Raw genomic sequence first — 26,996 nt, forward strand, 5'->3', positions numbered from 1 at the left:
CCATTATAGATGAAGCTTTCCCTTCAAAATCGGAAACGTCTTTCGTAGTGGATTTGTTTTAAAAACCCATATATAATAAGAATACCGATAAAACGAGATAATGCTCTCAGAAAGTTAGAAAATATATGATGTATTATCGTGTGGCAGGGAAGATGGTGGAATCATCACCCTGGCGATGGAGATCAACGAAGCTCGAATCCCTGCATGCCGTTCTCGGTGTGCTGAACCTCTACAGAGCAACGCGTAAAGATGCTCTCCGCGTCTTCTATAGCTCAAATAGAGAAATGCTTGATACAATGCTGGAACGTGAGAACCAAGGACAAGCCTCAAACTCTATTGGCGCAAATGAGCTAGGACACAAAGAGATCAATTCCATCAATATGCGCCGTTTAGAGATGGAGGTAGGGACAGGTGGTGATCGTGATGTCCTGTATGTATTCGACCTGTCAATCTCGCTACGACAAAAACTGGCGTGGATGCAGCTAATGAACAGGGTGCGCGCTGGTGAACTTGTCTCGTAGCCTCTCGACAGGCCTGACCAAATAGGCTACAATGCGGGCATGCTCAACGGTTTAGCAGGCCTTTAAGACGTGTAATAGAGAGAGAAAGAGATTAACAGCGCGTGCTACTCGAACTTGCCATCGGCGATGCTTACGGGGCCGGCTTTGAATACGTGGATAGCGCCCTCATTCGCAAGCACAACGACCTCAGTCGCTACGTCAGACATCCCCGCCACAATATTCATCGCGGCGCATACACTGACGATACCCAGATGACCCTGGCAATCGCCGAAGCCATCGTTTCAGGTGAACCCTGGACTTCGGCGATGCTGGCACAGCGGTTTGTCGAGGCGTTTCAGCGCGACCCGCGCGAGGGCTATGCTGGCGGTTTTTATCGCTTCTTGCAACAGGTACGCGACGGCGAACAATTTCTGCAAGAGATCAGGCCGGACAGCGACAAGAGCGGTGCCGCCATGCGTGCCGCGCCGATTGGCATCTATCCCACGCCTCAACAGGTAATCGAGCGCTGCACCATCCAGGCGGCGCTAACCCACAATACACGCGATGGCATCGATGCCGCAATTGCCGCCGCGTTGATGACGCACTACTTCCTCTACCATCTTGGCCCCAAAAAAGCACTCGGCACCTTTCTAGAAGAGCAGGTTGGCGGGCACAACTGGTCTACCCCCTGGAGTGGCAAAGTTGGCTCCAAGGGCTGGATGAGCGTGCGAGCGGCGATCACAGCTCTTATCAACAGCGAGAGCATGAGCGAACTGCTCAAAGCGTGCATTGACTTCTCCGGCGATGTCGATACGGTCGCCACCATCGCGCTTGCCGCCGGTTCCTGTAGCTCCGAACTGGCTCAGGATCTCCCCACCCACCTCATCGAAAAGCTAGAAAACGGCTCCTACGGTCGAGATTATATTCGAGAGTTGGATGAGCGGTTGCTGGCTCTTCGCGTGTGATATAATAGATGAGGTGAAATCTCAGATAAGGTAGGCCAACATTCATGCAGATAGATAGCCAGCCACAACAAACAGAAATCCTTCATTCCAGTGAAACGCTTGGTTGGAGAGGAATAGTTGTCGAACAACACTATCTCCCAGCGGGAGAACACGCCTTCCCCCGTTCATCTTCTCACTTGATTTGTCTGCATCAGGGAGCATCTATCCTTGTCGAACATACTCACAACAAGCAGTCTTTTGCCGATATCATGGGTCACGGATACGTACAGATTGTCCCTGCTGGCACAGAAAGCACCTGGCGACATGACGAAGGCGTTCAGTTGCTCCATCTCTATCTGGCTCCAACATTGCTCCAGCAGGTAGCGGGAGATCACCATCAACAGCATGTCGAGCTTCTTACCCACTTTCAACCCCAGGATCGCCGGATTGAGCATATTAGTTCCGCTTTGCTGATGGAGGTTCTTGAGGGAGGAAGCACGGGTCGTCTCTACGTAGAGGGTCTGGTGACAGCCTTGGCGGCCCACCTGATCCATACCTACACAAATACTCCTCGTCCTCTTCCTCAGCAAAACAAGCAATTGCCTGCATTCCTCTTTCGGCGCATTACCTCTCTAATTGAAGAGCGCCTTGCCGAGAATATGAGCCTTATCGAACTGGCCTCTGAAGTGGGCATGAGTCCATCACACTTCGCAAGCCTGTTTCGCAAGACAACTGGTCTCTCTCCACACCACTATATTGTGCAACGTCGGCTAGAACGCGCCCGACATTTACTTACATCAACGAAACTCTCTATCGGTGAAATTGCCACAACGGTAGGGTTTTACGATCAAAGCCATCTGGTTCGCCAGATGCGGAGCGTTATGGGAGTCACCCCAACCTATATTCGAGAACATCTCTCTTGAGTTTGCACACGGCATCCGTACCTTGAGAAATCGTCTGCTTCCCCTACACGCGCGCGAGATAGAGTTTGTGTTGCAGCACCTCTTCGCTCAGGCTACCATCGTGCGCAACGCGTACGAGAAACATCGTTGAAATATCCAAAATTTCAGCCGAACATCCAAGACCAGCTCCTCCCTTTTCCAGTACACTCTTTATGAGCAATGAAGCCCATAATAGAAGTACTTACACTCCTTTCACGCTTGATGCGAAGAGCAAGACACTACAAAAATTACAAGTAAATATCTCTTCATTTGAAAAGGGAAATAAGCATGCAAAACCAACCTTACGTGTTTATTGATTCAATCACTGACATTGAAAGGAAAACGATAGAAATGTTCTATCGGGCTTTTAGCGATAAAAACCCTGATCTCCTGAATGATGCAGTGGCACCAGATTGGAAGGATATTCCTCTGGCCCCAGGCCAGGGTCCAGGCCCGGATGGGTTCAAACCGATGCTCAGAACTTTTATCGCGGCATTTCCAGACATCAAGATCACCATCAAAGAAATGATCGGCGCACCAGGACATGCGGGTGTCAGAGCCGAAATAACCGGCACGCATCAAGGAGAATGGTTTGGCATCGCACCGACCGGGAAGATGATTTCAGTGGCGATTCACGAATTACACCATCTGCAAGACGGGAAAATCACCCATACATGGCACCTCGAAGATTGGTTCGGAATGTTGAATCAGGTTGGCGCATGGCCCTCAAAATAAAGGAGAACTTACATGAAAGCTGCACGACTGCATACTTACAGTGATCTCAGCAATATTAAGATTGAAAGCGTTGTAAAGCCAGAACCGGGGCCGAACGAGGTACTCATTCGCGTCGTTTCCGCAAGCATCAATCCACTCGACATCAAACTGGTCACAGGGAGCTTACATGGCTTTTTCCCTTTATCCTTTCCCTACACACTGGGAACGGATTTGGCGGGGATTGTCGAACAATCTGGCCCTCTTGCAGCACGGTGGCGTCCCGGCGACAAGGTGATTGCCCGTGCCGACCCCCGACAAGGTGGCGCATTTGCTGAATATGTCGTAGTTCCGGCAACCCATATCACATCCGCACCGACCTGTCTGACGCTAGAGGAAGGTTCCGCTCTCCCCACCGTAGCTGGAGTTGCCTGGCAGGCTCTTTTTGACGTGGCAAATCTAAAGAGCGGACAAACTATCCTCATTCATGCAGGTGCCGGTGGCGTGGGGAGCCTTGCTATCCAACTGGCACGAATCGCTGACACACGCGTTATTGCCACAGCCTCATCATCCCACATCAATCTCGTCCGGCAACTAGGGGCCGATGATGTCATCGACTACAAGGTGGAAGATTTTTCAGACAGGCTTCGGGATGTCGATGTCGTTCTGGATACAGTTGGCGGAGACACTCAGCAAAAGTCCTTTACCGTGCTTCATTCTGGTGGCTTTCTCGCAAGCGTCATTTCGCCACCAGATGAAGCTCTCGCAAAAGCCCATAAGGTCACAGCCAGCTTCGTTTTCCACGAAACAGATAGCACGCGGCTGAATTTAATTGCGGGCTTGTGTGATGCAGGCTCGCTTCAGGCCGTCATAGACCGGAAGTTTCCTCTTGCAGAAACACGCGCGGCGATGTCCTACCTGATGGAAGGGCATGCGAGGGGAAAAGTGCTGCTCGTTCCCTAACTGGTGGAATCAAAGTCTCATAGATGGAGAGACGCGGCATAATTATAGATGCTCAATGGGAGATGGTTTTGCATCTCCCATTGAGCATCTATAATTATTTTCGCCTCAATTAACATTTGTTACCGCAAACGCTCGCTCAATAAACCAGCGATGCTCCTCGCGCCACCTCTTTTCAACAACAGCATCGCCGGCCCATTCAGCGAGGCGCAAGGCTGGCTTGAGCGCGGCGTAGAGATCCCAATAGGGGAGCAGCGTGATATCAATATCGTTTTTGGCGAGATAGCATTGGGTGAAGCGCTGCATGGCATCCCGACCAAAGGCCCAGAGGGTCTCTAGCCTGCTGTTGGCAAGATCGCCGAGCGGGTCGCCAAACCGTGAGTCCTCCCAATCGATGACGCCAGCAAGTCGCCCATCTCGCCATAGGATGTTGCCGGGCCAGAAATCTCCATGCAGCAGCACCGATTTATTGCGCTGTGGCAACGGACCAGCCGCCTCCAACACATCCCGAATACGTCCTTCGTCTAATGAGTCGTCGAGTCGGGCCGGGCTCGTCCCCAGCTTATCAGCGTATATCTTTTCCTGCTGTGGTAAGAAAGAAAAATTCTGCTGCGAACCGTCCAGTTCGTGAATCCGCGCTAGTTGTGCCGCCAGTTGAGGGATCAGGTCAGGCACGGCATCGAGCGCAAAGACAGAAGCCCCCTCGATATATTCGATGACGATATATGGAATGGGGAAGATCTCGCAGGATTGATCGAGATAGTAGGGAGCAGGCACCAGCAATCCAGCGGAGTGCAGCCGATCTAATAACTTAAACTCATCTGCCGCAATCTGCGGATTTTGCGTACGGTCTCCCTCACCATGCTGACGTACCAGCAGCTTTTTCGTCTGACCATCGGCCTGCTCAATTTCAAGTGCTGTCACCTGTGCCGAAACACCTCCCTCCAGCTTCCACGCACGAACCAACACACTTTGAGGATCAAACTTCTGCACGATTTGCACAAACTTTGTCGCATCTTTTGCTGGTATCATTTAATAATTCCCTTAAGTGATATTATTATATTTAATTGTAGGGGCATGATAATTGGTGCATCCACGAACTCCTCCAGGTGAGGCCGAATATGGTAGGGGCGATGGCTTGTCCTGCCCTGCGTGCCACCATCGCGCCTGGGGAGATGGGCGAGGACAAGCCATCGCCCCTACCATATTCGGATGGCGCTCACCTGCCGGATGCACTAACTATCATACCCAACAAGTTATATTCGAGCATTTATTGCATTTGTTGCACCTCAACCCAGGCATCGTAGGTTGCTTGCCCGCCGGGGATGCCCGGCACGATGTCGTTGGCGACAAGCGGGATGATCTGGCTACTGCTGGTGACGCGGTTGATGCCGGACCAGCCATCACGCATCCAGACAACGCCCTGGACAACATCATCGGTGACGTGCGCCTTCGCCTCAAATTGTCCGCGCTCGTTGGCGATCACAATCGCGGCACCGTTCGCGATGTTCCGCTTTTGCGCGTCTCGCGGATGTATCCATAATAGCGGCTCTGTGTTGGCTTTGGCAAGCGTTGGGAGCGCCTGTCCCTCATCGAAGAAGGAATGGAAGGCAGTGAGCGTGCGCCCCTGACAGAAGCGAAGAGGGTATGCCTCGCCCTGCGGTGCCGTGTAGGATGGTAGCGGCGATAAACCGGCCTGATGCGCGCGTTCGCTCCAAAACTCGATCTTGCGCGATGGCGTCTGGAAGTTTCCTTTACGATATGCGACATGCGCGAGGCCGTTTTTCTGCCAGTAGCCGCCACGCTTGCGCAGTTCTGCGACGGTCAGAGGCTCGCCGGTCTCGGTCTTCTGGGTCGCGAGCAGAGCGTTGATATACGCCTCGTCGTCCTGCCAGGGGAAGAAGTTGGCAAGATCGAGCCGCTCGGCCAGGTCACGCAGAATGGTGCTGAGGGTGCGACACTCGCCCTCTGGCGTCAGTGCGCGCTCCATCAGATAAATGTGCGTGCCGGTCTGCTTCAAACCAATATCTTCCAACCATGCGGTTGCGGGCAAAACCAGATCAGCACTGCGCCGCGCCGACTCGTTCATAAAGAGGTCGTACGCAACGATCAGCTTCATCTTCGCCAGTCCACGCTCGATCTCATTGGCATCAGAAAACGACGAGAGAATGTTGCTGCCAAGCAAGAATAATACATCAATGCGACCGGCGCTGAATGCCTCACTGATGGCCGTCATATGGCTGGGGATGGCCGCCCCGCGTGGCAACTGCTCTGTGATATCTGACAGCACATTGGCATATCCGCTACTCTCAGGCGAGGCACCGTGACGCTGCCCCAGACCTCCACCTGCGACACCATATTGCCCGATTAGTGCAGGTAAACAGGAGATGGCACGGGCAGGCTCCCATCCATGCTGATGCTTGAACATCGAACTGCCGCCCAGCACGATCATTGCCGGGGTCTGCGTGGCATAGCGCCGTGTCAGATCACGAATGCGCTCTGCGTCAATACCAGTGATCTCAGAGGCCCATTCCGGCGTGTATTGCTGCACATGGTCGGCGAACTGCTCAAAGCCGAGCGTTTGCTGTTCAATAAATGCCTGATCGTGCAGCCCCTCTTGTAAGATGACGTGAGCCATCGCCAGCGCGAGTGCGGCATCGCTGCCCGGTTGCAGCAACAACACCTCATCAGCATGGCGCGATGCCTCGCTGCGGCGCGTGTCGATATGCACGATATACGCCCCATGCTTGCGGGCCTCGATCAGATGGGGAGCGAGATCGGGTTGACTTGCCAGGGTCGCGCCCCACAGCAGGATTGTGCGCGAGTTGGCCGCCATATCGTATTTCGTGCTGGTCTTCAACGCGCCCGTCAAGCCCAGTCCATAGCCGCCCATCGCCCAGCAGACAATCGCGGAGATCCACTGTTGATAGCCGCCAGTTGAGCCAAAGCGACTGATGAGATTGCTTCCAACGCCCGTTGTGCTGCCACCATGTCCGCGCCACAAACCAACGCGCTCCGGTTGCGTCTGCTTAATTGCGTCAACGATCATTGTATACGCGTCGTCCCACGAACACGGCTCCCAGCGGTTCTCGCCCCGCTCTCCCACACGACGGAGCGGATGCAGGAGGCGCTTGGGATTGGCAAAAATCTCCTGCGATGCTCGCCCTCGAATGCAGAGAAAGCCCCGACTGTCCGGGTTGTTCTGATCGCCCTTGAGCGACACCAGCCTGTTATCCTCGACTTCAACAGTCATACCGCATTGCGTAGGCGTACAATTCATGGGACACATGGTTGTAATCTGGCGCTTCACGATCATAGTTCTCCTTCATGCATGTCTCTGATTTCGCTATGAGTAGAGCATACCAGATGGAACGCGTCATCTCCAACAGCCAATAGACAGGTTAGCTTTGTGAAATGGCCCGTTCTGGCACCGTGCGAGCATCGTAGCGCTGCTGTGCGGCGACGATGGCGTCGATATTGGCTTCCGACCAGTGACGCAGCGCGGCAAGCTGTTTGCAGAGCGTTTTGCCCAGCGGCGTTAGCTCGTACTCGACGCGTGGCGGCACCTCAGCATAGACGGTTCGCAACACCAGCCCATCGCGTTCCAGGTTGCGCAGATTTTGCGTCAACATTTTCTGCGAAATGCCCCCGATCTGCTTTTGCAGCGCCACAAACCGCTGCGGCCCCTTTTCAAGCAGCCCGATAATTAGCGCGGTCCACTTATCAGCAATAAGATCAAGCACCTGCCGCGTCGGACAATCAGGGTCATACACGTCGTAGACAAAGAAGGTCTCCATTAGAAACTATCTCACTTTCAGGAAAGTATCCCACTTTCAAGTGCCTTCTTGCAAAATGAAAGTTACCCCCTTATAGTAACTATTAGAGATTGTCCTGTCAATCTTCTGTCGCAATAGTGAGCGACACCCGGATATGGCAGGGGCGATGGCTTGTCCTCGCCCGAGCACGCGCCACATGGCCTGTGGAGCCGGGCGAGGACAAGCCATCGCCCCTGCCATATCCGAACGACACCCACAGGTTTGCATGAACGTGCCAATAATTGGTCAAACACGAACCAACGGAGTCACAGAAATAAACAACAGGTTTAAATAATCGAAAGGAACCATTTCTATGTATGCTCTAACCGGTGCGAACGGCAATCTTGGCCGTCTCGCACTTCAACATTTGCTCACGCTCGTTCCAGCCGAGCAGATCATCGCAACAACACGCAATCCACAGGCACTAGAAGATTTTGCGGCAAAAGGTGTCGTTGTGCGGCGCGCGGATTTCTCCGATCCAACGACGTTGCGAGCGGCCTTCGCTGGAGCCACTCGCCTGCTCATCATCAGCACTGACGCAGTGGGGCAGCGCGTCGAGCAGCATCGAGCGGCTGTACAGGCGGCGGTGCAAGCAGGAGTGCAACATATCACCTACACCTCGGCCCCCGATGCCTCCACAGATGCGCCACACCCTGTGCAACAGGAGCATGCGCATACCGAAATTGCGCTGGCGGCCTCCGGTCTGGCGTGGACGGCGCTGCGCAACAACTATTATACCGAATTGTTGCCCGGTATTTTGCAAACATTGCAGGTCGGCAACGAACTGCTCGTGCCAGAGGGCCATGTCAAACCGGCCTGGATCACACGCGACGACTGCGCCCGCTCAGCAGCCTTTGTGCTGGCAGGCAAGAGCGATCTCACCGGCCCGCAAGATCTCACCGGCCCGGAGGCGCTCGGCTTCGCGGACCTTGCCCGGCGCTGGTCCCAGCTCTCAGGGCACACAATCACGCCCATCACCGAGTCTGACCAGGAGCTAACGGCCCGCCTGATCGCCAAAGGGCTTCCAGAGCAGGCAGCTACGGGCACGATTGGCTTGATCGCCTGGTTCACGCGCAACGGAGAGACTCGTGTAACGAATGTTGTCGAGCAGATCACCGGCACCAGAGCGGTCCCGGTCGATGCGCAACTCCGCACGCTCGCCTGAGATGGTCCTATGTGTGGAATGGTGAAGGGAGAGGATGTTGGGTCCCCGTAGCGACAAGGGGTGGTGTGGTGGGTTTTGGCGGGGGCCTTGCGCTTGTCGCCCTCCCCTTTATTTGCAGGCACACCGTGAGCGAGAGCGACAAGCGCAAGGCCCCCGCAACCCCTCCACACCACCCCTTGTCGCTACGGGGACCCAACATCCTCTCTCCCTTTACCGTCCTGCGTAGGCACTCACAACGCCTTTTCTGTCAGCATTGCCAGCAAGCGATCACGATCAGCATTGTTTCTCACAACAATCACTTTCTCTTTATACTTCTCAAGATACTTGTGTACAAACTCCGCTGTTGGAGGGATATCAAGCTCATATTGTTCAAGGCGCATAAGTAAAAGATCGGCAACGGGTGGTTCAATAGTAGCACCATGTTCTGCAAGATATGCACGCATGACATCGGCTCTTTCAGCGGTACATCTATTAACAATGTAGTCGTACGTATTTTTTAAGAAGCCATAGAGCAAACGAGTGGGATATGGATTGATTCTACGTACGCTCTTGATGATATGGCGGCGAACGATCCTCCATGCCGTCACGGGCCACGCGACCTCAAGCAATACGATGTAATCTGCCTGATAGAGCAACGGGTCCACCCAGACAAGATAGATACCTTCTGCAACCCATCCAGGCTGCTCTGCAATAGAAAAGGTTTCATCTAAATATGCTGCCCAGCCTGTTGTTCCATATTTCCACCCCAACTTATCCAGATCGTGGTGTGGCACATGAAAGCGGGCGGCAATACACTCTGCCAGCGTCGTTTTGCCACTGCCCGGTCCCCCAAGAATATGTATTTTGACCATTCTACTCTCATCCTTTGCATGTTTCTAACAATCATAAAAATCATTGATATGCCAGCAATGCATGCAAAAGAAGCTGTTGCTGCAAACAAACTGAAAGGTGAAAGGAATGGAATGGGAGCGTATCGCGAGGGCTACCGACCTGGAGGAGAAGTTGCCAACGCTATGCCATACTGTCGTCCCAGACAAAGCAGAGCTATCCTTCTAATTGAAGAGGGATAGATACAAAGTTCAGCGACAATGTTGCTTTTGCAGCATTTGTTCTGGCATACGTTAGCGCTGGTCGGGCATATTCTCTCCTGATTGAAGATATGTTGTGGTTATAAGTATAACATGAAGCCGAACAGAAAGTATAGAGGGATTGACGAAATAACGTAGTAATGTTCGATATGTTATAGTCTCATGATAAAAGATACCTCTAACCATCAAAGAAGGCACAATGAGGACACAGAGGATGTTGGGTCACACGTAGCGACAAGGGGCGGCTGGGGGATCTTGGTGGGGGCCTTGCGCTTGTCGCGCTCCCCAGGCCGTTTCATCGCTCCTGTCCCCCAGCGACAAGCGCAAGGCTACCGCATCCGCGCCTCACCTCCCTTTGTCGCTACGTGGGTGACCTTCTCCTCTCCCCTTGATCTCTCGGAAACACCCATTATTTCCCAACAGAAAGGCTCCATTTTCCCTCATCCCCTTGCCAGATACGCTCCCAGCAGACCGAAAAGCAGTACAGACATGCCGATATCCATAAGCACGACAGTACCGATATTGTTGAAGCGAATAGCGCTATGTTTCCTCACCTCTTTCAGACGAACAATGGCCGCGCCGCACCAGAAGACGATAGCGCCAATACCCGTCGCCAGCCAGAAGCTCCCGTGCAGCCAGAAACAGAGGATGCCCAGCACGCCAAAGGCCAGAGGCGCAATCCCTGGCTCCCTGTGGAAAGTGCCGCCTGTGAACGAGCCGAGCGAGCCAGCCAGCCTCCCGGAGACGCAATAATGTCCGACAAAGGCATACAGACCGGCGAGACCGACCTGCACCACCAGCAACGACTCTATCAGTGCATCCAGCCAGGGAAGGTGCCAGAGCAGCATTTCCACAGCCATCCTTGCCAGGGCAATCAGCCAGAATACCAGCATCAACATATGTTTTATCCTTCGCGCAGAAATCTTCTTTTTATTGCGAATATTTACTAGTTCAACAGCAAATTTTTTTGTTCCTGACAAGTATAAACGAAATCGGTATAATTATCAATATCCGCATGGAGAAATACACCATAGTCGCTGCTGTATTCAATGCGAGGGATCAGATGGATGCTATCCGAGTGCGCCGAGTTCCTCGCCGACATCTTCGGGACGCACCTTGCGAAAGTCTTCCGGGCTATCGAGGCGGTCGATATAGAGAATGCCATCGAGATGATCGATCTCGTGCTGAAGTGCCCAGGCAAACAGCCCCTCGGCCTCGATCTTCATCGGTTTGCCACGCACATCCTGCCCCTTGACAACCACCCTGTTCGCCCGACGAACGTTGACGCCATAATACCCGGGAATGCTCAGGCAGCCATCGACGCCGATCTGTTCGCCCTCCATCTTCACAATCTCCGGGTTTGCCATCGCCACCTTATGATGTTTGCCGGTCTTCCTGTCGTCACATTCTATAACAAATAAACGTATCAGTTGCGCGATTTGTGGCGCGGCTAGCCCGATTCCTTCGGCATCATGCAGCGTTTCAAACATATCGTTGACCAGTTTCACCAACGATGGCTCGAAGCGGTGAATCTTTTTCGCTTTCTGCCGGAGGATCGGATCTCCGATCATGATGATTTCTCGTACGGTCATAGCTTTCACCCCTGATTTTCAATAATGATTGCTCGTTCCTGGCGACGGTCAGGCCATCGCTATCGGCGTCTCTTCTCCGGCTGTCGGCTCCCAGACAAGCAGATCGTTCATCGTGACCGGCAGGAAGCGGCTAAAGTAGGAAAGGAGCCGGTCGAGCGTGGAATAATCGACGCGCTGGTTGCGTCCGGTATGCAAAGCCACCAGAACGCTGAGCGAGACGCCGCTCTCTTCAGCCAGGGCGCGCAGGCTCACGGCAGGCTGACCCTGTTTGGCGCGTTCGACATTGAGCCGGGCAAGCAAGATGCGCAGATGACAGGAGACGGGCATGGTTGTTCCCTCCCAGAGAACCTCTTTTTGCCAGCATCGCTGATTGTGACGATGCTGCTACACACGAACACTCTCAATAACATTACCAGAAGTGTTGCGGCATGTCAATACGATGCGCTCCCTTTCTACCACATCGCTGACCGGCCATTCAAAATCGATGCCCGTCTGCTCGCACCACCAGCGACCCCACGCATACATCTGTCTCATCAGCGGCCCCACCTGTTGTCCCAATTCAGTGAGCGCATATTCGCCCTTTGGTGCGCTTTTGCTGGCAGCTACGCGCCGCAGCACGCCCATCTGCTCTAACGCTCGCAATTGAATCGAAAGCATCTGACGACTGGCCCGGGGCAGCAGTCGTTGCAGGTCGCAGAAGCGCTTGTTGCCGCTGAGCAGGAGATACCAGACCCAGAAGCGCCAACGACCTCCCATACTCAGCGACCAATCAAACTCCATCCCGGTCTCGGCTCGATACCACGCGCTCCACTCGTGCATTTGTCGCAATAACGGCTCTATAGTGCGTGCAGGCTCGGTGAGGACATACTCAACTTTTGGAGAGCGCTGCGCATACACCCGCCGATGCAGCACACCGCTCTGCTCTAGTTCGCGCAATTGGATGGTGAGCATCTGCCGACTGGTTTCGGGAAGCAGACGTTGCAGCTCGCCAAAGCGTTTACTGCCGCTGAGCAGGTTATACCAGATCCAGGACTTCCCTCTGCCGCTAACGCCCACCCCACCGAGCGGGCAGGCATCGTATTTCTTCACACGGGGCATACGATCTCCTCCATTCATAGAACCGCTGTTTTTGTCAAATAAAATTGCGTACTTGTATCTGCCCCATCTCTCGGGTACATTCATTGTAGCAACGAGAACAGACTGTTACATATACGTTTAACCCTCCCGGTGGGGTACGGTTTTGGACGACAATCTGAGAAAATCGTTCGCGTTCGATACGATCTACAACTACCATTCTGAAAGGAGTACAGGTATGCATTCATTCGCACATCATCACCACGAGTCGGGAGAACTGACGGCTGGGAAGACGCGTGGGCTAATTATGAACTGGGGCTGGCGCTACGATCTGATGGTCTGGTTTTCTGATGCTCTTTTGTTTCGAGGCAGATTGAAGCATCTCAGGGCAAAAACAATCGAGCTGGCCCAGCTTCACAGCGGGGATGCCGTGCTGGATGTTGGGTGCGGCACCGGCACGCTGGCGATCATGGCGAAAGAGCGCGTCGGGGCAACAGGTCGCGTGTGTGGCATCGATCCGGGACCGCAACAGATTGCTCGCGCACGCTCCAAAGTAACGGGACCGAACCGTGCCATCGATTTCCAGATCGGCGTCATTGAGCAACTCGCCTTCGCCGACGCGTCTTTCGATGCCGTGACAAGCACCATGATGATGCACCACCTGCCCGACGATCTGAAACGCCAGGGCCTCGCCGAAATCTTACGTGTGCTGAAACCAGGCGGTCGGCTGGTCATCGCTGATTTCAAGCGCCCGGAGCACGAAACAAGCCAATCTATCCAATCAAACCAATCTAAAAAATTTGGCGCGGGCGAAATGGGCTTGCAAGATCTCTCTGTCCTGGTGCAAGAGACAGGCTTCTCGCATATAGAAACCGGCGACATACCCCTTCCCCATCTTCCAGGTATCCCTGGAGCGGGCTTTGTCGAAGCACGCAAAAGCTGATGTAACGTCTCTTGTTTCGTCATTGCACCAATGATCGTGCAATGACGAAACAAGAGATGATATGATGATTATCACTACGGTTTATTACTAGAAAGAGCAACATGGATGACCTCAAATATCCCGACAAATACTCCACTCCAACGGCAACTCGATGAACTTGTGGCGCGTGCTGCGGATCGTATACCCGCAGAAATATTCCAGCAATTGACCAGCCCGATTCTGCAACTTGTGCAGGCTGGTGCCAGCGAGCAGGCGCTCAAAGAAGGAGAACAGGCTCCCGACTTTACACTACCAGGCTCGCTACCAGATACCGCAGGTAATGCGGTAAAGCTCTCAGAACTGCTCAAGCAAGGGCCAGTGATCGTCACCTTCTATCGGGGAGCATGGTGTCCCTATTGCAATCTGACATTGCGCGCCTACCAGCAAGCGTTGCCACAATTGCAGGCTTTGGGAGCCTCGCTGGTAGCAATCTCGCCACAGACGCCGGACAACAGCCTCACGATGCAGGAAAAGAACGAGCTAACGTTCGCAGTGCTGAGCGATGTCGGCAATCAGGTATCGCGCAAATTCGGCCTGGTCTTCAGTCTCGATGAAGCAGTGCGGGCAGTTCATCGGCAGATGGGCACAAACCTGCCCGCCTTCAACGGCGACGAGAGCTGGGAGCTACCAATGCCAGGAACATTTCTCATCGACCAATCAGGAACCGTACGCCTGGCCTTTGTCGATCCTAACTTCACACATCGTCTCGACCCCTCTCTGATTATTGCCCGGCTACAAGAGCTTTAACCAACAATCACAATAATTAGATCAAAACAAATTGTACGGGTATAATTTATCGCTCCCGCACAATTCGGATTTTCCGCACACGGTGGAGGATCACTCTCCCTGAGCAACTGTTTCTCGCTCGCTTAGCCGCCGCGCAGAGTCGGGATCATGCGAGGGAAGGTAGACCGTTGGTGTTTGCTGAACAAAGGTGTGGATAGCGCGCAAGGTCGCTCTGGCTGCCTGCTCATCGGCAGCAACTCCATCGAGTGCTTCGGCAAGCATCAAGCGCTGGTTATATGATGGATCACCCGCGAAAAAGATGCTCTGTTCTCCTTCCTGTAGAATAACTGACATGTGGCCGGGTGCATGTCCTGCCGTCGAGATGAGCGTTATATCGCCCGCTTTCGTTAATGTATGGCTGGCAGAGAAGGGGCCAAACGGAACAGGCTCGAATGTGAGCAGTGTTGGCCGAAACCACAAGGGCCAGTGTTGAGGGAGATAACCTCTCGCCTGCCCTTTTATCCCTTTTGCCGCCTCATACTCGCTCCGCGTCACCAGGATTTCAGATTTGGGAAAATGAGGCAGCCCGCCCGCATGATCGGTATGCATGTGCGTCAGAACGACCCACCGTACATCTTCAGGCCCGATCCCTAGCGCGCGCAGTTGCGGCCCGATCTCATCTTCAGGAGCGACCTGCACGCGCACGGCGAGATGATAATAGGGGTGCCACCAGGGGAAATAGCCCGGTTCAGCAGTTCGCGCCGTCTCACCAGTATCTACGACAAGCACGCCCTCTGGATGCTCGATTACCCAGGCATAGATCGGCAAAGGTTCCGACCACTCTTTGTCGAACATCGTGTTGAGCAGGCGTTGTGTGCCATGTCCCTTGCCCTGCATCTGGCGCTGTTTGACGATAACTGTACCGGTCTGTATTGCATGAATTTTCATTGGTCCTCTCTCCTTCGTTTTTATCGATGGTTCACGATAGTATTTCTATACACTATGTTACTCACGATCACGCTTTAAGCGACGGGCCAGCGCCTTACCAGCAGGTTTGTCGCCCACAAATTGCCAGAGCGCCTTCATCATTCCTTCAAGGTCGGCCTGCTCACCCCAGGCACCAATCAAGGCTCCAAATTGCTGCTCAACTGCTGCCACCTCCCGATAGAGAGCTGTTCCGCGCTCCGTGAGCGTCAGAGTCACCTTGCGCTGATCTGTCTGCGAAGGGATGCGTTCCACCAGCTCGGCTTTGACCAGCCCATCGACCAATCTGCTCGGACTACCAGTCTCACATACCATCCTTGCCCCCAGCTCGATCAATGACAATGGCTGCTCCTCATACAGCACTGCAAGCACTTCGGCCTGAGAGGGCGTCAACCCCAGGGGCCGCACCTGTTCCGCGAATAGCCGGCTCCCCTCGCGCTGGGCCGCCAGAATAAGATAACGAAGCTCATCATTACGATCCATTACAACAACGCTCTCTTCTCTATGATTGGTGACACAACATCAATGATATGTCATCGATGACGTGTCATTAATATACCCGAAAAATGGCGCTCTTGTCAAGGCTTTTTTGACGGCAAAGTTTGTAAAAATTTATCAATCGGAAAAAGAGAGAAAACAGAATAACCGGTTTTTCCCTCTCTATATCTTCTTCATAGAGAGCATGATTTTTTCTAGCGGCAAAGAGCGTGAGGTATGATATAGTGAAGACACGTTAATCATATCCTATACGCATTTCTCAGTGGGTAGTGGACACCTCGTTGTGTGATAAAAGAAGTAGGAAGGAGCACGTCACATGTCCAGTACATCACCCACGATTGAGCGGGCACTGACCCAGCTTGCAGAAACGCCAACGCGCATCGCTGTGCTTACTGCCGATCTCTCAGCAGAGGTATTGCAGATAAGACCTACCTCCGATGAGTGGTCCGCTAACGAGGTACTCGCCCATCTGCGTGCATGTGCCGATGTTTGGGGTAACTGTATCATGAGGATCATCAAAGAGGATCAACCAGCATGGCGGGCGATCAGTCCACGCACCTGGATCAAGCGAACAGATTATCCTGAACAGGAATTCCGCCCCTCGTTGCTCGCCTTTACGACGCAGCGTGCCGCACTCCTGGCTGTCCTCTCCCCGCTGCCGATTGATGCCTGGGAACGCTCGGCGCGAGTTTCGACGGTAGGAAAGGTTCTCGAACCGACCGTGCTATCCTATGTGGAGCGGCTGGTTGTTCATGAGCGGCCACATATCAAGCAAATCGAACAGATTGGGCAAACAATGCAGATGTGAGCCTGGGCGACGTACTTCCACTAGCGATCTGATGGCGAACTGCTCTCAAGCGATCTCAGGTGACGTATTTCAGGCCAGAGCAGACAAACAAGCAGCACCACAAGAATTGTGCCTATACCTCCGCTGACAACAGAAACTATAGGACCGAACAACTGCGCAATCACTCCCGACTCGAAGCCGCCTAGCTGACCAGAGGCGCTGATAAAGAGCGAATTGATCGCGGAGATACGCCCACGCATCCTCTCAGGCGTCCGGGTCAGCAACAGCGTGCTGCGAATCACTACGCTGACCGTATCGAAGCCTCCCAGCAGCAGGAGCGCCAACAAAGAAAGCCAGAGCGAGTGCGAGAGGCCAAAGACGATGGTTGCCAAACCAAAGCCCGCAACGGCTATCAACAACGTCGGACCCGCGCGCTTAAATGGAGGCCGATGAGCTAGGACCGCCGCAACGCTGATAGCGCCGAGAGAAGGTGCGACGCGCAACCAGCCCAGGCCAATCGGGCCGGTATGCAACACATCTTTCGCGAAAATTGGCAATAGTGTAATGGCCCCACCCAGCAACACGGCGAACAGGTCAAGCGTGATAGCCGCCAGCAATACCTGGGCCTGCCGCAGAAAAGCGACGCCCTCACCCAGAGCGCTCCACGTCTTTTGCTCTCGCACCTCGATTTCTTGCTGTTTGACTCGCAAAAATAGCAATAGCGACAGAAAAATAAGCGCACAGATGGCATTGAGTCCATAGATCAGCGCGGCACCGTGAAAGATGGCGATGAGAAAGCCAGCCAGCGCGGGACCGACAACTTCGGCCAGTTGCCACGAACTGCTACTCCAGGTGGCTGCATTCTCGAATATCTGCTCTGGCACCGTTTGCGCCATGAGAGCAGAACTGGCCGGGCTCACAAAAGCCATCGCACAACCCATGACGAAGAGACATACATAACTGAGCATAAACGAGCTATGTAAGGTGGATAGCACCATCAGACCAAGCGAGCAGATAGCCAGCATGAGTTGAGTAAAGAGGAGAATCCGTTTGCGATTAAAGCGGTCGGCAACATAGCCCGCCGGTAGCGTGAGGAGCATGACCGGGAATATCTGGGCCAGTCCAACGCCTCCCAGAGCCAGCGCCGAACCGGTGCGGTCATATAGCTCCCAGCCAATAGAGATGGCGAGCATCTGTTCGCCAAGCGTGGCAACAAATGTGCTGATAAAGAGCAGGCGAAAATCGCGAAAACGCAGGGCGCGATATGGATCATGAGCAATCGTAACATTAGCGGATTTCATAAGACAGTTCCATCCTTTAAACCTATCTTTTTGATGAAAGCAATCAGATTTATATATCGTTAAAGAATATATCTTAGCAGAATATAACCTGGCAAAATATAATTGTCAAGTACATTCGCGTGTGTTAGAATGAGAACGCGCCAGATCTGGCAAACATTGATGCTTGGAAAGGAGCCGCCTTTATGGAGGAGCGCTCTACCTACCCGATTACATACGCTGTCTTAGCCTTCCTTGAGAAATGGGGGCCGAGTTCTGGCTATGATCTCAAGCGTGGCTTCGATCACGCGCTGATCCCCTTCTTCGGTGCCGTCTATAGCCAGATTTATCACGAGCTGAACCGCTTGCATAAGCTGGGATGGGTCGAGATGGAGATGGAAGCCTCGTCGCCGCGCCCCGCCCGCAAACGCTACACCATCACTCAGGCCGGTCGAGAAGCACTGGCAACATGGCAAACGCAGCCACTAGAAAAACCACAGTTGCGCGACGAACTCTTTCTCAGAACGATGTTCGGCTACCTCGCTCCTCCCGGCGCGCTGACAACCAACTTCCGCAATGCAATTGCCGAGCATGAGCAGCGGCTTGCAGAAGTACAGGTGGAAGTGCGAACGCATGGCGATCCTCTCTCCGGACGTCCTGCCGAGGGCTACTTCTCCAAAGATAATAGCTATCTGGGGCTGGTAGTTCAGTTTGAACAACGATTCGAGGAGATGTATCTTGACTGGCTCCGTGAGGCGCTCACCTTTCTCGAAAAGCAAGAGAGCGAAGGTCGTTCCTCCGAATGATCTCGTCAAACAGGACTTGCATTTTGCTCACTTCCATGTTATGATGATTCTACAGTAACATTTTTGGAGGTTTGTTCACTATGTCAAGAAACACTGCAATGGTGTTGCATAACTAAGTGAGCCGCATCTTAACCCACGCTTATTAAAAGCATCGGTCGTCTCTCGGAATAGCTTCCCGCTATGCTTTTTTGTACGACCTTTTCTCAGCACACCATAGATTACTCTGTCTATGGCTGGTCTTTGTCTCCTCGGCCCACTTAGCCGCAAAGTGGCTCCTTTCGCCTGCCGTTCTTCACACGGCGCTTTGTCTCCCGCACCACCATTTCCCACACACAGGATCACAGGCTTTTCTGTGCATCTTTCGGCATACTCTGCCCATTTTCTCTCAAAAGCATCTCTAGTATGCTTATCCGCGAAAGGAAACATTGACATTTATGTCGGCTCAGTTTCGATCTCACCGTCGTTTACTGGTAACATACCTCAAACCACTATGGGGGCGTGTTATTCTGCTTGCAATCCTGCTCATCGTCAGCATCGGACTGCAACTGGTTAATCCACAGGTGATTCGTGCTTTTATTGATGCAACCCAGGCTGGTAGCCCGCTCTCAACGCTGCTGCTAGCTGCCGGGATCTTTCTTGCGCTGGCAGTCTCGCAACGCATTATCGCTTTTCTCTCGGTCTTTGTCGCGGAAAGCCTCGGCTGGCGCGCCACCAACGCTCTCCGCGAGGATCTCACGCTGCACTGTTTGCGACTGGATATGCCGTTCCACAAGACGCATACGCCCGGCGAGCTGATCGAGCGCATCGATGCTGATGTGACGGCCCTGGCGAATTTTTTCTCTCAATTTACGGTCAACGTGACTGGCAACAGCTTGCTGATCCTGGGCATCCTGGTGCTACTGGGGCGCGAGGATTGGCGCATTGGTGCTGGCTTCGCGCTCTATTGCATCGCGGCCTTCTTCCTGTTGCGTGCCATCCAGCAGGTTGCCGTGAAGCGCTGGGCTTCGCAGCGTACAGCGACGGCTGACTTTTACGGTTTCCTGGAGGAACACATCTCCGGTACAGAGGATATCCGTGCAGCCGGAGCCGAGCAGTATGTCATCAATCGCCTGTTTCTATTGATGCGTCGGCTGCTTGAAAGCACGCGCTTTGCCAAATTCGTGAGCAATTCCACGTCTTTTAGCATCAACTTCCTGTATGCAACCGCGTATTCTGCCGGACTGGGAGTGGGAGCCTACCTCTATAGCCTGCATCAGGTCAGCATTGGTACGGCCTATCTGTTGGTGTTTTATATCGGGATGCTTGCCAATCCACTTGAAACGATCAGAAAACAGATGCAGGATCTTCAGCAGGCCTCAGCCAGCATCGAACGTGTGGAGGTATTGCTGAGCCTGCAACCGCAAATTCGTGATGGCAACCGCGCCGTGCCAACCCGAGTAAGCGAGAGCGGTGTTACAATCACGTTTGACCGGGTCTCTTTCAGTTACGATCAGCAGGAGAATGTGCTGGAAGGCATCAACTTTCAATTGCAACCCGGCAAGGTGCTGGGTCTGCTGGGGCGCACGGGCAGCGGCAAAACAACGCTCGCCCGGCTCCTGTTCCGGCTTTATGATCCGGGCGCGGGATCTATCCGTCTGAACGATGTTGATATCCGCGAGATGGCGCTGAGCGATCTCCGCGAGCAGGTCGGCATGGTGACGCAAGATGTGCAGCTCTTTCAGGCTAGCGTGCGCGACAACCTGACCTTCTTCAAGCAACAGGTCAGCGATGCCCATATCGAACAGGTGTTGAAAGAACTGGATCTCTGGCAATGGGTCGAACAACTGCCAGAGGGACTCGATACACGTCTGGCGGCTGGTGGACAATCGCTTTCGGCAGGCGAGGCGCAATTGCTGGCCTTCGCGCGCGTCTTCCTGAAAAATCCGGGGCTGGTCGTGCTGGATGAAGCCTCGTCGCGCCTTGATCCTGCCACCGAACATCTCTTAGAGCAGGCCGTCGACCGTTTGCTCCAACAGCGCACAGGCATTGTCATTGCGCATCGCTTACAAACGGTGCAACGTGCTGATGAGATTATGATCCTGGAAGACGGACGCATTGTTGAGTATGGCGCACGAGTTGCGCTGGCGAGCGATCCCAATTCGCGTTTCTACCACCTGCTTCAGACCGGGCTAGAGGAGGTACTGGCTTAATGGCACAATCACCAGAGCGCACCATCAACGTTCTGCCCTTTAACATCAATCTGATCAAGTATCGCCCCTGGACGCTGGCGCTGTACTGCTCGCTACATGTCGCGTTTTGCATCCTTCAGGTCGTGCCGGGCCTGATCGAGAAAAGCATCTTCGATACGGTGACGGGCGCGGCACCGGCAAGCTTTGGCCTGTGGGGGCTGCTCGCGCTCTATATCTCGACCGAGCTGGTACGCTACGCCATCTCGTTCGGCGAGATCTGGAACTACTGGACCTTTCTCTACACCGCTGGCGGGCTGGTTCGTTTTAACCTGTTCGCCAGTATCCTGCGGCGGCCTGGTGCCAAACCGTTTCCCGTCCCGGTGGGCGACACGATCAATCGTTTCCAGGACGATGTTGATGAGACCAGCGATTTCCCAACCTGGCTCGGCGACCTGATCGGGCAAAGCCTGGCCGCGTTAATCGCAATTGTCATTATGGCACGCATCAACCTCACGATCACGCTGGTGATCTTCCTGCCAGTGGCGATTACAATGGCGGCGTCGCGCTTCGCCTGGGGGCGCATCCACCATTACTGGTACGCTGACCGGGATGCAACCGGCAACGTCAGCGGATTTCTGGGCGAGCTTTTCGCCTCAGTCCAGGCCGTCAAGATCGCCAACGCGGAGCATGAAGTTATTGGGCATCTGCATATACTCAACAATGTGCGGCGCAAGGCGGTGGTGCAGGCGAAGGTTTTTGGCGACCTGATCTCTTCCATCAGCGACTACGCCGTCACATTCGGTATCGGCGTAATTCTGCTGATGGCTGGTCAGGCAATGGCGAATAAAACATTTACTATAGGAGATTTCGCGCTCTTCATCTACTACCTCTGGTTCACGACCAGCATTCCCCAGGTGTGGGGATCGTTTATCGCCGACTACAAAAACCAGGAAGTCTCGATTGAACGCATGATCGAGCTTGTCCCGGACGAAGCGCCTGAGGTGTTGATGACGCATGCGCCAGTTTATGAGCGTGGGGAGCTGCCGAAACTGCCCTATAGTGAAAAGACGCCTGCCCATCGTCTGGAAGAGCTGCGGGTGCGTGGGCTGACCTATCGCCATCCAGGGACGGAGAACGGGATCAGCGATATCGATCTGCATATCAAGCGCGGCACCTTCACGGTCATCACGGGGCGCATCGGTTCGGGCAAGACGACGCTATTGCGTACATTGCTGGGCCTGTTGCAAAAAGATGCTGGCGAGATCTACTGGAACGAGCAGCAGGTCAGCGATCCGGCCAGCTTCTTCAAGCCACCTTACAGCGCATATACTGCTCAGATTCCGCGCCTGTTCAGTGATACGCTTACCAACAACGTCCTGCTGGGGCTCTCCGAACGGCGTGTCGATCTGCCCAGAGCGCTGCATGCGGCAGTCATGGAGGAGGATGTGCAGGCGATGCCAACCGGGATGGAGACGGTGATTGGTCCGAGAGGAATTCGCCTTTCGGGTGGACAGGTGCAGCGAACGGCGGCGGCGCGCATGTTTGTGCGTGATCCCGAACTGCTGGTCTTCGACGATCTATCAAGCGCGCTGGATGTCGAGACGGAGCTTGCCCTCTGGGAACGAGTTTTCGCACGCAAAGAGGCCACCTGCCTTGTCGTGACGCACCGCCGGGCCGCGCTCCAACGGGCCGACCATATCATCCTCCTCAAAGATGGCAAAATCGACGCCGAAGGGCCGCTGGATGAACTATTGGAGACGAGCGAAGAGATGCGGCGATTGTGGCGTGGCGATTACAACAACGGATAATTGGTGCATCCGGCAATTGAAGGGGAAATGGTGAGGGAACAGAGGATGTTGGGTTTCCCGTAGCGACAAGGAGAGGTTGGGGGTCTTGGCGGGGCCTTGCGCTTGTCGCCGTTGGCAACAAGCAAAGGGAGAGCGACAAGCGCAAGGCCCGCACACCACATCACGCCTCCCTTTGTCGCTACGGGAGGGGGAGAATTTTCTCTTCCCGGAGGATTTCATGAATATAGTAATCAATCGCTCGACTATAACAGGGGAGCTTCATGGCCTTGTTCTCCCTCTCTGCAATATGTTATGATGATTTTGTTAGAAATATTGTTGAAATGCTATCTTTCAGGAGAAACACGTCTGATGCTTGTGGTTAACCGGTAAGTCCTTCAGTGTAGAAGCTCGATGGAAGGCACTAAAGAAACAGGCTGTCACACGACAGTCCATTATTCATGCAGGCTGGCCGCTCAAAAAAGAAGGCCATACGGCAGAAAAGGCTTTTGTGCCCTTGACTCGCGCTCTCAGCTGATGGCACGGACAAACGCAAGGCGATAGAGGCGTGTGATCTTCGTCCATCTCTCCACCATTTCCAGATCAGCGCTCCCTCTTGCTCTCCTGCCTGGTTGAGTGCGCTCCCAGCGCCCACACGGGTAGCACGAAACGGAGCGAGAAACATGCGCCGAAGACTGAAACGGCGGAAACCCTATGCCGCTCGCAGCGGCCATCAAACAAGGTGGTTCTGGACCAGCCCGGACTTGCTGGTCCAACAATTGGGATGGTTGGGGATGCGAGAATATGATCGATATCAACCGGCCAGCCATTATAATCTGCATATTCAGCCCGCCTGTGGCGGCTCAGATTACCATAATTACCATATACGCTACATGGGAGTAAAAGAGGGTCAGCACGTCTGGTCTATGGTTGATGCTCCTTATGGCAAAGAGAAAAGTCATCGCATCTATGCCTTCTCAAAAGAGCGCTTCATTCAAGAGACGATTGACGCCGTTAACAGTCAGTTGGTTACTGATCTGACCAACGATATCGGCGATCCCTCGCTCTGGATGAAGCTTTCCGAGTCCCTGGAGCACGTTCTGCTCGATCTATATCGACACGGATAAGAACAGACGGTAAAGAGCAATGAAAGAGGTGGCTCTCTTTCCCGCGCCGTTTCATCCCTAAATTTCCATTGACAGATACATAAGTTTCCTGCTATGCTCCCAAACAAACACATCAGGTTTCGTACAGGAGTCAATTATGCATGAAGCTGTGGTCTCGCCGCTTCCCGCCTGGGCAAACTTTTACGTCATCGTCGGGGGGGCGGCTGCGGCGTTGACAGGATTGATGTTTGTGGTCATTACACTGATTGCGGGCGTGCGAGGGCGACAGACATCCGCGTCGGTTGCGGCATTTGGCACGCCAACCGTCGTGCATTTTTGTGCTGCACTGCTCATTGCCGCGATCCTCAGCGCACCCTGGCCCGCGCTCTGGCAGGCGGCGATTCTTCTGGGCATTATCGGTTTCAGCGGTACTATTTATGGCCTTGTTGTCTTCAGACGCGCGCGGATTCAAGATACATATGAACCGGTCCTCGAAGACTGGATGTGGCATGTCATCCTGCCGCTTGTCGCCTACACCGCTATCTTTATTTCAGCGATCGTCCTCTCAGCAAACCTGACACCAGCTCTCTTCGTCATTGGCGCGGCGACCGTGCTATTCCTGTTTATCGGCATCCACAACGCCTGGGACACCGTAACGTATGTCTCGATTGAGCGCGTGCGGAAGGACAAGGAAGAGCTAGAAGAGCATCATTCGTGAGCTGGCCTGGCCCCGCCGCACCCGTTCCAGCATGACCGCAAGGTCTTTTTTTGATGCCCATGCACTCTGAAGCAACAAAAAACCGCCTCCTCTCAGCAGAGAAAGCGGCTTTCTATCTCTTTCTCGGTTCAACGGATGAATAGAGCGGATGTAACACTGATAGCTTGCTGATTAAAGGAACTGTATCGCACTTTTCCCGCAACTGTATCGCACCTTTTCCGCAACAAAAGCCTTTGATATATCTTTGATGCCTGTTACACTTTCGTCAGATGAACTTGAAGCAGAGGAACCACTCCTATTATGAGTGTCTTCAGGGAAGGTCGCACGCACGGTTATGCGACCAGAGGAGCCGAAGATCATCAGGATATACTAACAGCATTGACAAGAGGAACCCTGTCAAATTGGAACGGGGCAAAGAATTGAGGAGGTAAAACATGTCTATTGCAATCAAGGACAAAATCGTTGGGAATGCAGCGACTGACCTGGACCAGGCAATCACCGGTATCCAGTGGGGTAAAGGATATGGTTTTGGGAAAGGGATCAACGCCGTGACCGGAGGCTTATCCGGTAATGCATTACAGCCATTTACCCCGAAGCCTCAGACCGTAAAATCATCTGAAGAGCACTATCGCTTCATCCAGAATGAAAGCGACCTGGACCGTGAAATTGAGGCTTCAGCTTCAGGCAAGTACAATATAGCAGGCGCTGAGGTAACCGCATCAACGGAATACCTGAGTACCATCAAATTCTCTGAACTCTCTGTTACATTGATTGCCAAATACAAGTCACAGTATGCTGGTTATGATGAAGGTGGGAACTACCAACTTACGGAGCAGGCAAAAAAGCTGATTGGCAATCCGCAGGAATTCCGACGGGTGTATGGTGATTACTTCATTGCTGGTGCCCAACGCGGTTCGCTCTTTATTGCTGTTTACGTCTGCCAGGCCACCAGTGTGGAAAGTATGGACAAGTTCAAGGCCGCATTCAAAGGAGAAGCCCCCGAAATCTTTAGTGCAGAGGGTAGCACGAGCTTCATGCAGGCAGCATCACAGAACAATATCAATCTGTCATTCGATCTCACAATGATTGGTTACAAAGGGACATCACCAATCGGCCCCTGGAATCCAGAAAAAATTAACGAGGCGCTTGATTGGTTCAAGCAGAACGAGAAAGGCACGTACCTCGAAGCATTATTACAGCATTACAGTACAATTGACACTTCCTATCCGCGCATAATCGATATTGCGCCTTCTGTCTTTATCGATCTTCATCTGCTCTACACCGACTATTGGGACATTATAGCCCTCTACGGATCTTGTCCGAAATATTATCAAAACCAGTATTCAAAAAACTACCAGGAGCTGATTTCCAGCGTGCAGGCCAATGAAAGTGCCCTGGCTACAGATGCCGATCTCCGTATCCAGTTGCAAGAGAAAGCAAACTACCTGCTTGCTCTCCTCGGTGCCGTGAATGCGCGGCAGGACTTCTACTTCAAAGTAAAAAACGCTATTGGCAATGAACCAAAGGAAGGTATTGGAACAGCAGAAACGGGAGGCGTCCACTCATGGCTCTATGGCTATAACACCTACCCCCTAAGCTCTGATGTGGTCATTTCCAGCAGCGACATGAAAGTTGCCAGGATCGGCACCGGCGCTGGTTATTGGGAGTACACATTTCAGTTTGGTCCAGATAATAAATACCTCGTCGTTGGTTGGGAAGTGATCGCATACTGGACTGATGGCACAGATGGAGAGTGGTGGAAGAGCGTCCCCCAGATCCTGCTTACGAGCCAGGCAGCGGTCCACGTGAAATCTCGGTGGGGTCGTGGTTTTGACTGGGGGCTTCGCGTATATTATGTGGACGCGAAGGATTATCAATTCGAACCGTCTTCCAACGAAGGCGATTCTCCAACCGAAGGAGATGTTCGCATTACAAGAATCACTGCCAGTGAGGGAATCAAAGGTCTTGACTATGCCACAGCAGCCGAGGGAGTGTATCGGCAAAACGCTGGCTTAGAACAGGTGTCGATGTCTAATCCTCACATCTTACGAACATTGACTGAGGGAAAGCGCTACGATATCATCGCTGACCAATTTAACAAGAGCAAAAGTCTCATCTACAACGGCGATATAGATGGAACACTCTGGTTTGTTTCTAAATAGAAGATGGGCCAACGTGTCCAATACCTGATTGATTATTATAAATTTCCTTTCAAAGCCGGTAAGGTCATTCGTAGTTTCCCGATATATCGGGAAACTACGAATGACCTTACCGGCTTTGAAAGGAAATTTATAATAATCAATTGAGATTGATTTCCCTTAACTCGTCCTCAAATATACACATCTCCTTAAAGTCGTTTGGGCCAGCACC

General features: G+C 53.2%; 26 protein-coding genes. 15 read left to right on the forward strand and 11 right to left on the reverse strand.

What is annotated here, in order from left to right:
* Positions 1 to 125: 125 nt before the first annotated feature.
* The 5 genes from K3T83_RS40355 to K3T83_RS40375 all read left to right on the forward strand — a co-directional run bounded on the left by K3T83_RS40355 (position 126) and on the right by K3T83_RS40375 (position 4,059).
* The gene (locus tag K3T83_RS40355; protein WP_220208805.1) at positions 126 to 521 is read left to right on the forward strand and encodes a hypothetical protein; all 396 of its coding nucleotides are present in this window, start codon (positions 126 to 128) and stop codon (positions 519 to 521) included.
* Positions 522 to 622: 101 nt separating this feature from the next.
* The gene (locus K3T83_RS40360) at positions 623 to 1,465 is read left to right on the forward strand and encodes an ADP-ribosylglycohydrolase family protein (RefSeq protein WP_220208806.1); all 843 of its coding nucleotides are present in this window, start codon (positions 623 to 625) and stop codon (positions 1,463 to 1,465) included.
* Positions 1,466 to 1,509: 44 nt separating this feature from the next.
* Positions 1,510 to 2,367: an AraC family transcriptional regulator gene (locus K3T83_RS40365; RefSeq protein ID WP_220208807.1), complete on the forward strand. Its 858-nt coding sequence runs from the start codon at positions 1,510 to 1,512 to the stop codon at positions 2,365 to 2,367.
* 306 nt (positions 2,368 to 2,673) lie between these two features.
* Positions 2,674 to 3,120, forward strand: a complete 447-nt coding sequence (locus tag K3T83_RS40370) for an ester cyclase (protein ID WP_220208808.1) — start codon at positions 2,674 to 2,676, stop codon at positions 3,118 to 3,120.
* A gap of 12 nt (positions 3,121 to 3,132) precedes the next feature.
* A complete protein-coding gene (locus K3T83_RS40375) occupies positions 3,133 to 4,059 on the forward strand; it encodes an NADP-dependent oxidoreductase (protein WP_220208809.1) in 927 nt (308 codons plus the stop codon).
* 105 nt (positions 4,060 to 4,164) lie between these two features.
* Here the strand turns inward: K3T83_RS40375 and K3T83_RS40380 are convergent, their stop codons facing one another.
* From K3T83_RS40380 to K3T83_RS40390, 3 genes are all read right to left on the reverse strand, one after another.
* Positions 4,165 to 5,088 carry a phosphotransferase family protein gene (locus K3T83_RS40380; protein ID WP_220208810.1) on the reverse strand — a complete coding sequence of 308 codons (924 nt, stop codon included), beginning with the start codon at positions 5,086 to 5,088 and terminating at the stop codon, positions 4,165 to 4,167.
* A 238-nt stretch (positions 5,089 to 5,326) separates the two neighbouring features.
* Positions 5,327 to 7,372 (reverse strand): molybdopterin-containing oxidoreductase family protein, encoded by a 2,046-nt coding sequence (locus K3T83_RS40385; RefSeq protein WP_220208811.1) that lies wholly within the window; start codon positions 7,370 to 7,372, stop codon positions 5,327 to 5,329.
* Between the two features lie 85 nt (positions 7,373 to 7,457).
* Entirely contained in the window at positions 7,458 to 7,853 is a 396-nt protein-coding gene (locus tag K3T83_RS40390; RefSeq protein ID WP_220208812.1) for a winged helix-turn-helix transcriptional regulator, read from the reverse strand.
* A 331-nt stretch (positions 7,854 to 8,184) separates the two neighbouring features.
* Between K3T83_RS40390 and K3T83_RS40395 the strand changes: the two genes are divergently transcribed.
* Positions 8,185 to 9,036: an NAD(P)H-binding protein gene (locus K3T83_RS40395; protein WP_220208813.1), complete on the forward strand. Its 852-nt coding sequence runs from the start codon at positions 8,185 to 8,187 to the stop codon at positions 9,034 to 9,036.
* Between the two features lie 230 nt (positions 9,037 to 9,266).
* On the opposite strand, the gene K3T83_RS40400 is transcribed toward K3T83_RS40395, so the two are convergent.
* From K3T83_RS40400 to K3T83_RS40420, 5 genes are all read right to left on the reverse strand, one after another.
* A complete protein-coding gene (locus K3T83_RS40400) occupies positions 9,267 to 9,887 on the reverse strand; it encodes a P-loop NTPase family protein (RefSeq protein ID WP_220208814.1) in 621 nt (206 codons plus the stop codon).
* 677 nt (positions 9,888 to 10,564) lie between these two features.
* The gene (locus K3T83_RS40405; RefSeq protein ID WP_220208815.1) at positions 10,565 to 11,023 is read right to left on the reverse strand and encodes a DUF6790 family protein; all 459 of its coding nucleotides are present in this window, start codon (positions 11,021 to 11,023) and stop codon (positions 10,565 to 10,567) included.
* Positions 11,024 to 11,194: 171 nt separating this feature from the next.
* Positions 11,195 to 11,716 carry a peptide deformylase gene (def, locus tag K3T83_RS40410; RefSeq protein WP_220208816.1) on the reverse strand — a complete coding sequence of 174 codons (522 nt, stop codon included), beginning with the start codon at positions 11,714 to 11,716 and terminating at the stop codon, positions 11,195 to 11,197.
* 48 nt (positions 11,717 to 11,764) lie between these two features.
* The gene (locus K3T83_RS40415) at positions 11,765 to 12,043 is read right to left on the reverse strand and encodes a helix-turn-helix domain-containing protein (RefSeq protein ID WP_220208817.1); all 279 of its coding nucleotides are present in this window, start codon (positions 12,041 to 12,043) and stop codon (positions 11,765 to 11,767) included.
* A 57-nt stretch (positions 12,044 to 12,100) separates the two neighbouring features.
* Complete coding sequence (locus K3T83_RS40420) at positions 12,101 to 12,814, reverse strand: winged helix-turn-helix transcriptional regulator (RefSeq protein ID WP_220208818.1); 714 nt, start codon at positions 12,812 to 12,814, stop codon at positions 12,101 to 12,103.
* 214 nt (positions 12,815 to 13,028) lie between these two features.
* On the opposite strand from K3T83_RS40420, the gene K3T83_RS40425 reads away from it, so the two are divergent.
* Both K3T83_RS40425 and K3T83_RS40430 read left to right on the forward strand, forming a co-directional pair.
* Positions 13,029 to 13,733, forward strand: a complete 705-nt coding sequence (locus K3T83_RS40425; RefSeq protein ID WP_220208819.1) for a class I SAM-dependent methyltransferase — start codon at positions 13,029 to 13,031, stop codon at positions 13,731 to 13,733.
* Between the two features lie 105 nt (positions 13,734 to 13,838).
* Positions 13,839 to 14,519: a peroxiredoxin-like family protein gene (locus K3T83_RS40430; RefSeq protein WP_220208820.1), complete on the forward strand. Its 681-nt coding sequence runs from the start codon at positions 13,839 to 13,841 to the stop codon at positions 14,517 to 14,519.
* 90 nt (positions 14,520 to 14,609) lie between these two features.
* Here K3T83_RS40430 and K3T83_RS40435 read toward each other — a convergent pair whose 3' ends face one another.
* Complete coding sequence (locus K3T83_RS40435) at positions 14,610 to 15,446, reverse strand: N-acyl homoserine lactonase family protein (RefSeq protein ID WP_220208821.1); 837 nt, start codon at positions 15,444 to 15,446, stop codon at positions 14,610 to 14,612.
* A 57-nt stretch (positions 15,447 to 15,503) separates the two neighbouring features.
* Positions 15,504 to 15,965, reverse strand: coding sequence for a MarR family winged helix-turn-helix transcriptional regulator (locus K3T83_RS40440; RefSeq protein ID WP_220208822.1), 462 nt, complete (start codon positions 15,963 to 15,965; stop codon positions 15,504 to 15,506).
* Between the two features lie 331 nt (positions 15,966 to 16,296).
* Here K3T83_RS40440 and K3T83_RS40445 point away from each other — a divergent pair, with 331 nt between their 5' ends.
* A complete protein-coding gene (locus K3T83_RS40445) occupies positions 16,297 to 16,788 on the forward strand; it encodes a DinB family protein (RefSeq protein WP_220208823.1) in 492 nt (163 codons plus the stop codon).
* Between the two features lie 20 nt (positions 16,789 to 16,808).
* On the opposite strand, the gene K3T83_RS40450 is transcribed toward K3T83_RS40445, so the two are convergent.
* Positions 16,809 to 18,068 (reverse strand): MFS transporter, encoded by a 1,260-nt coding sequence (locus K3T83_RS40450; protein ID WP_220208824.1) that lies wholly within the window; start codon positions 18,066 to 18,068, stop codon positions 16,809 to 16,811.
* A gap of 182 nt (positions 18,069 to 18,250) precedes the next feature.
* On the opposite strand from K3T83_RS40450, the gene K3T83_RS40455 reads away from it, so the two are divergent.
* From K3T83_RS40455 to K3T83_RS40480, 6 genes are all read left to right on the forward strand, one after another.
* Entirely contained in the window at positions 18,251 to 18,850 is a 600-nt protein-coding gene (locus K3T83_RS40455) for a PadR family transcriptional regulator (protein WP_220208825.1), read from the forward strand.
* 434 nt (positions 18,851 to 19,284) lie between these two features.
* Positions 19,285 to 21,039, forward strand: a complete 1,755-nt coding sequence (locus K3T83_RS40460) for an ABC transporter ATP-binding protein (protein WP_220208826.1) — start codon at positions 19,285 to 19,287, stop codon at positions 21,037 to 21,039.
* Positions 21,039 to 22,826: an ATP-binding cassette domain-containing protein gene (locus K3T83_RS40465; protein ID WP_220208827.1), complete on the forward strand. Its 1,788-nt coding sequence runs from the start codon at positions 21,039 to 21,041 to the stop codon at positions 22,824 to 22,826. Before K3T83_RS40460 ends, K3T83_RS40465 begins: the two co-directional genes overlap by 1 nt.
* Before the next feature lie 659 nt (positions 22,827 to 23,485).
* Positions 23,486 to 23,929 carry a hypothetical protein gene (locus K3T83_RS40470; protein ID WP_220208828.1) on the forward strand — a complete coding sequence of 148 codons (444 nt, stop codon included), beginning with the start codon at positions 23,486 to 23,488 and terminating at the stop codon, positions 23,927 to 23,929.
* 136 nt (positions 23,930 to 24,065) lie between these two features.
* Positions 24,066 to 24,626, forward strand: coding sequence for a hypothetical protein (locus K3T83_RS40475; RefSeq protein ID WP_220208829.1), 561 nt, complete (start codon positions 24,066 to 24,068; stop codon positions 24,624 to 24,626).
* Between the two features lie 434 nt (positions 24,627 to 25,060).
* The gene (locus K3T83_RS40480) at positions 25,061 to 26,788 is read left to right on the forward strand and encodes a hypothetical protein (protein ID WP_220208830.1); all 1,728 of its coding nucleotides are present in this window, start codon (positions 25,061 to 25,063) and stop codon (positions 26,786 to 26,788) included.
* The last annotated feature ends 208 nt before the right edge of the window (positions 26,789 to 26,996 follow it).

The sequence above is a fragment of the Reticulibacter mediterranei genome (assembly GCF_016587455.1).

Excerpts from the sequence above, each read along its gene's own strand:
- K3T83_RS40445 (WP_220208823.1), top strand. The coding sequence starts at position 16,297 with ATGTCCAGTACATCACCCACGATTGAGCGGGCACTGACCCAGCTTGCA.
- K3T83_RS40415 (WP_220208817.1), bottom strand. The coding sequence starts at position 12,043 with ATGCCCGTCTCCTGTCATCTGCGCATCTTGCTTGCCCGGCTCAATGTC.
- K3T83_RS40370 (WP_220208808.1), top strand. The coding sequence starts at position 2,674 with ATGCAAAACCAACCTTACGTGTTTATTGATTCAATCACTGACATTGAA.
- K3T83_RS40480 (WP_220208830.1), top strand. The coding sequence starts at position 25,061 with ATGTCTATTGCAATCAAGGACAAAATCGTTGGGAATGCAGCGACTGAC.
- K3T83_RS40420 (WP_220208818.1), bottom strand. The coding sequence starts at position 12,814 with ATGCCCCGTGTGAAGAAATACGATGCCTGCCCGCTCGGTGGGGTGGGC.
- def (WP_220208816.1), bottom strand. The coding sequence starts at position 11,716 with ATGACCGTACGAGAAATCATCATGATCGGAGATCCGATCCTCCGGCAG.
- K3T83_RS40435 (WP_220208821.1), bottom strand. The coding sequence starts at position 15,446 with ATGAAAATTCATGCAATACAGACCGGTACAGTTATCGTCAAACAGCGC.
- K3T83_RS40460 (WP_220208826.1), top strand. The coding sequence starts at position 19,285 with ATGTCGGCTCAGTTTCGATCTCACCGTCGTTTACTGGTAACATACCTC.
- K3T83_RS40405 (WP_220208815.1), bottom strand. The coding sequence starts at position 11,023 with ATGTTGATGCTGGTATTCTGGCTGATTGCCCTGGCAAGGATGGCTGTG.
- K3T83_RS40465 (WP_220208827.1), top strand. The coding sequence starts at position 21,039 with ATGGCACAATCACCAGAGCGCACCATCAACGTTCTGCCCTTTAACATC.
- K3T83_RS40375 (WP_220208809.1), top strand. The coding sequence starts at position 3,133 with ATGAAAGCTGCACGACTGCATACTTACAGTGATCTCAGCAATATTAAG.
- K3T83_RS40440 (WP_220208822.1), bottom strand. The coding sequence starts at position 15,965 with ATGGATCGTAATGATGAGCTTCGTTATCTTATTCTGGCGGCCCAGCGC.
- K3T83_RS40425 (WP_220208819.1), top strand. The coding sequence starts at position 13,029 with ATGCATTCATTCGCACATCATCACCACGAGTCGGGAGAACTGACGGCT.
- K3T83_RS40380 (WP_220208810.1), bottom strand. The coding sequence starts at position 5,088 with ATGATACCAGCAAAAGATGCGACAAAGTTTGTGCAAATCGTGCAGAAG.
- K3T83_RS40430 (WP_220208820.1), top strand. The coding sequence starts at position 13,839 with ATGACCTCAAATATCCCGACAAATACTCCACTCCAACGGCAACTCGAT.
- K3T83_RS40395 (WP_220208813.1), top strand. The coding sequence starts at position 8,185 with ATGTATGCTCTAACCGGTGCGAACGGCAATCTTGGCCGTCTCGCACTT.
- K3T83_RS40470 (WP_220208828.1), top strand. The coding sequence starts at position 23,486 with ATGCGCCGAAGACTGAAACGGCGGAAACCCTATGCCGCTCGCAGCGGC.
- K3T83_RS40475 (WP_220208829.1), top strand. The coding sequence starts at position 24,066 with ATGCATGAAGCTGTGGTCTCGCCGCTTCCCGCCTGGGCAAACTTTTAC.
- K3T83_RS40450 (WP_220208824.1), bottom strand. The coding sequence starts at position 18,068 with ATGAAATCCGCTAATGTTACGATTGCTCATGATCCATATCGCGCCCTG.
- K3T83_RS40365 (WP_220208807.1), top strand. The coding sequence starts at position 1,510 with ATGCAGATAGATAGCCAGCCACAACAAACAGAAATCCTTCATTCCAGT.
- K3T83_RS40390 (WP_220208812.1), bottom strand. The coding sequence starts at position 7,853 with ATGGAGACCTTCTTTGTCTACGACGTGTATGACCCTGATTGTCCGACG.
- K3T83_RS40385 (WP_220208811.1), bottom strand. The coding sequence starts at position 7,372 with ATGATCGTGAAGCGCCAGATTACAACCATGTGTCCCATGAATTGTACG.
- K3T83_RS40455 (WP_220208825.1), top strand. The coding sequence starts at position 18,251 with ATGGAGGAGCGCTCTACCTACCCGATTACATACGCTGTCTTAGCCTTC.
- K3T83_RS40355 (WP_220208805.1), top strand. The coding sequence starts at position 126 with ATGATGTATTATCGTGTGGCAGGGAAGATGGTGGAATCATCACCCTGG.
- K3T83_RS40400 (WP_220208814.1), bottom strand. The coding sequence starts at position 9,887 with ATGGTCAAAATACATATTCTTGGGGGACCGGGCAGTGGCAAAACGACG.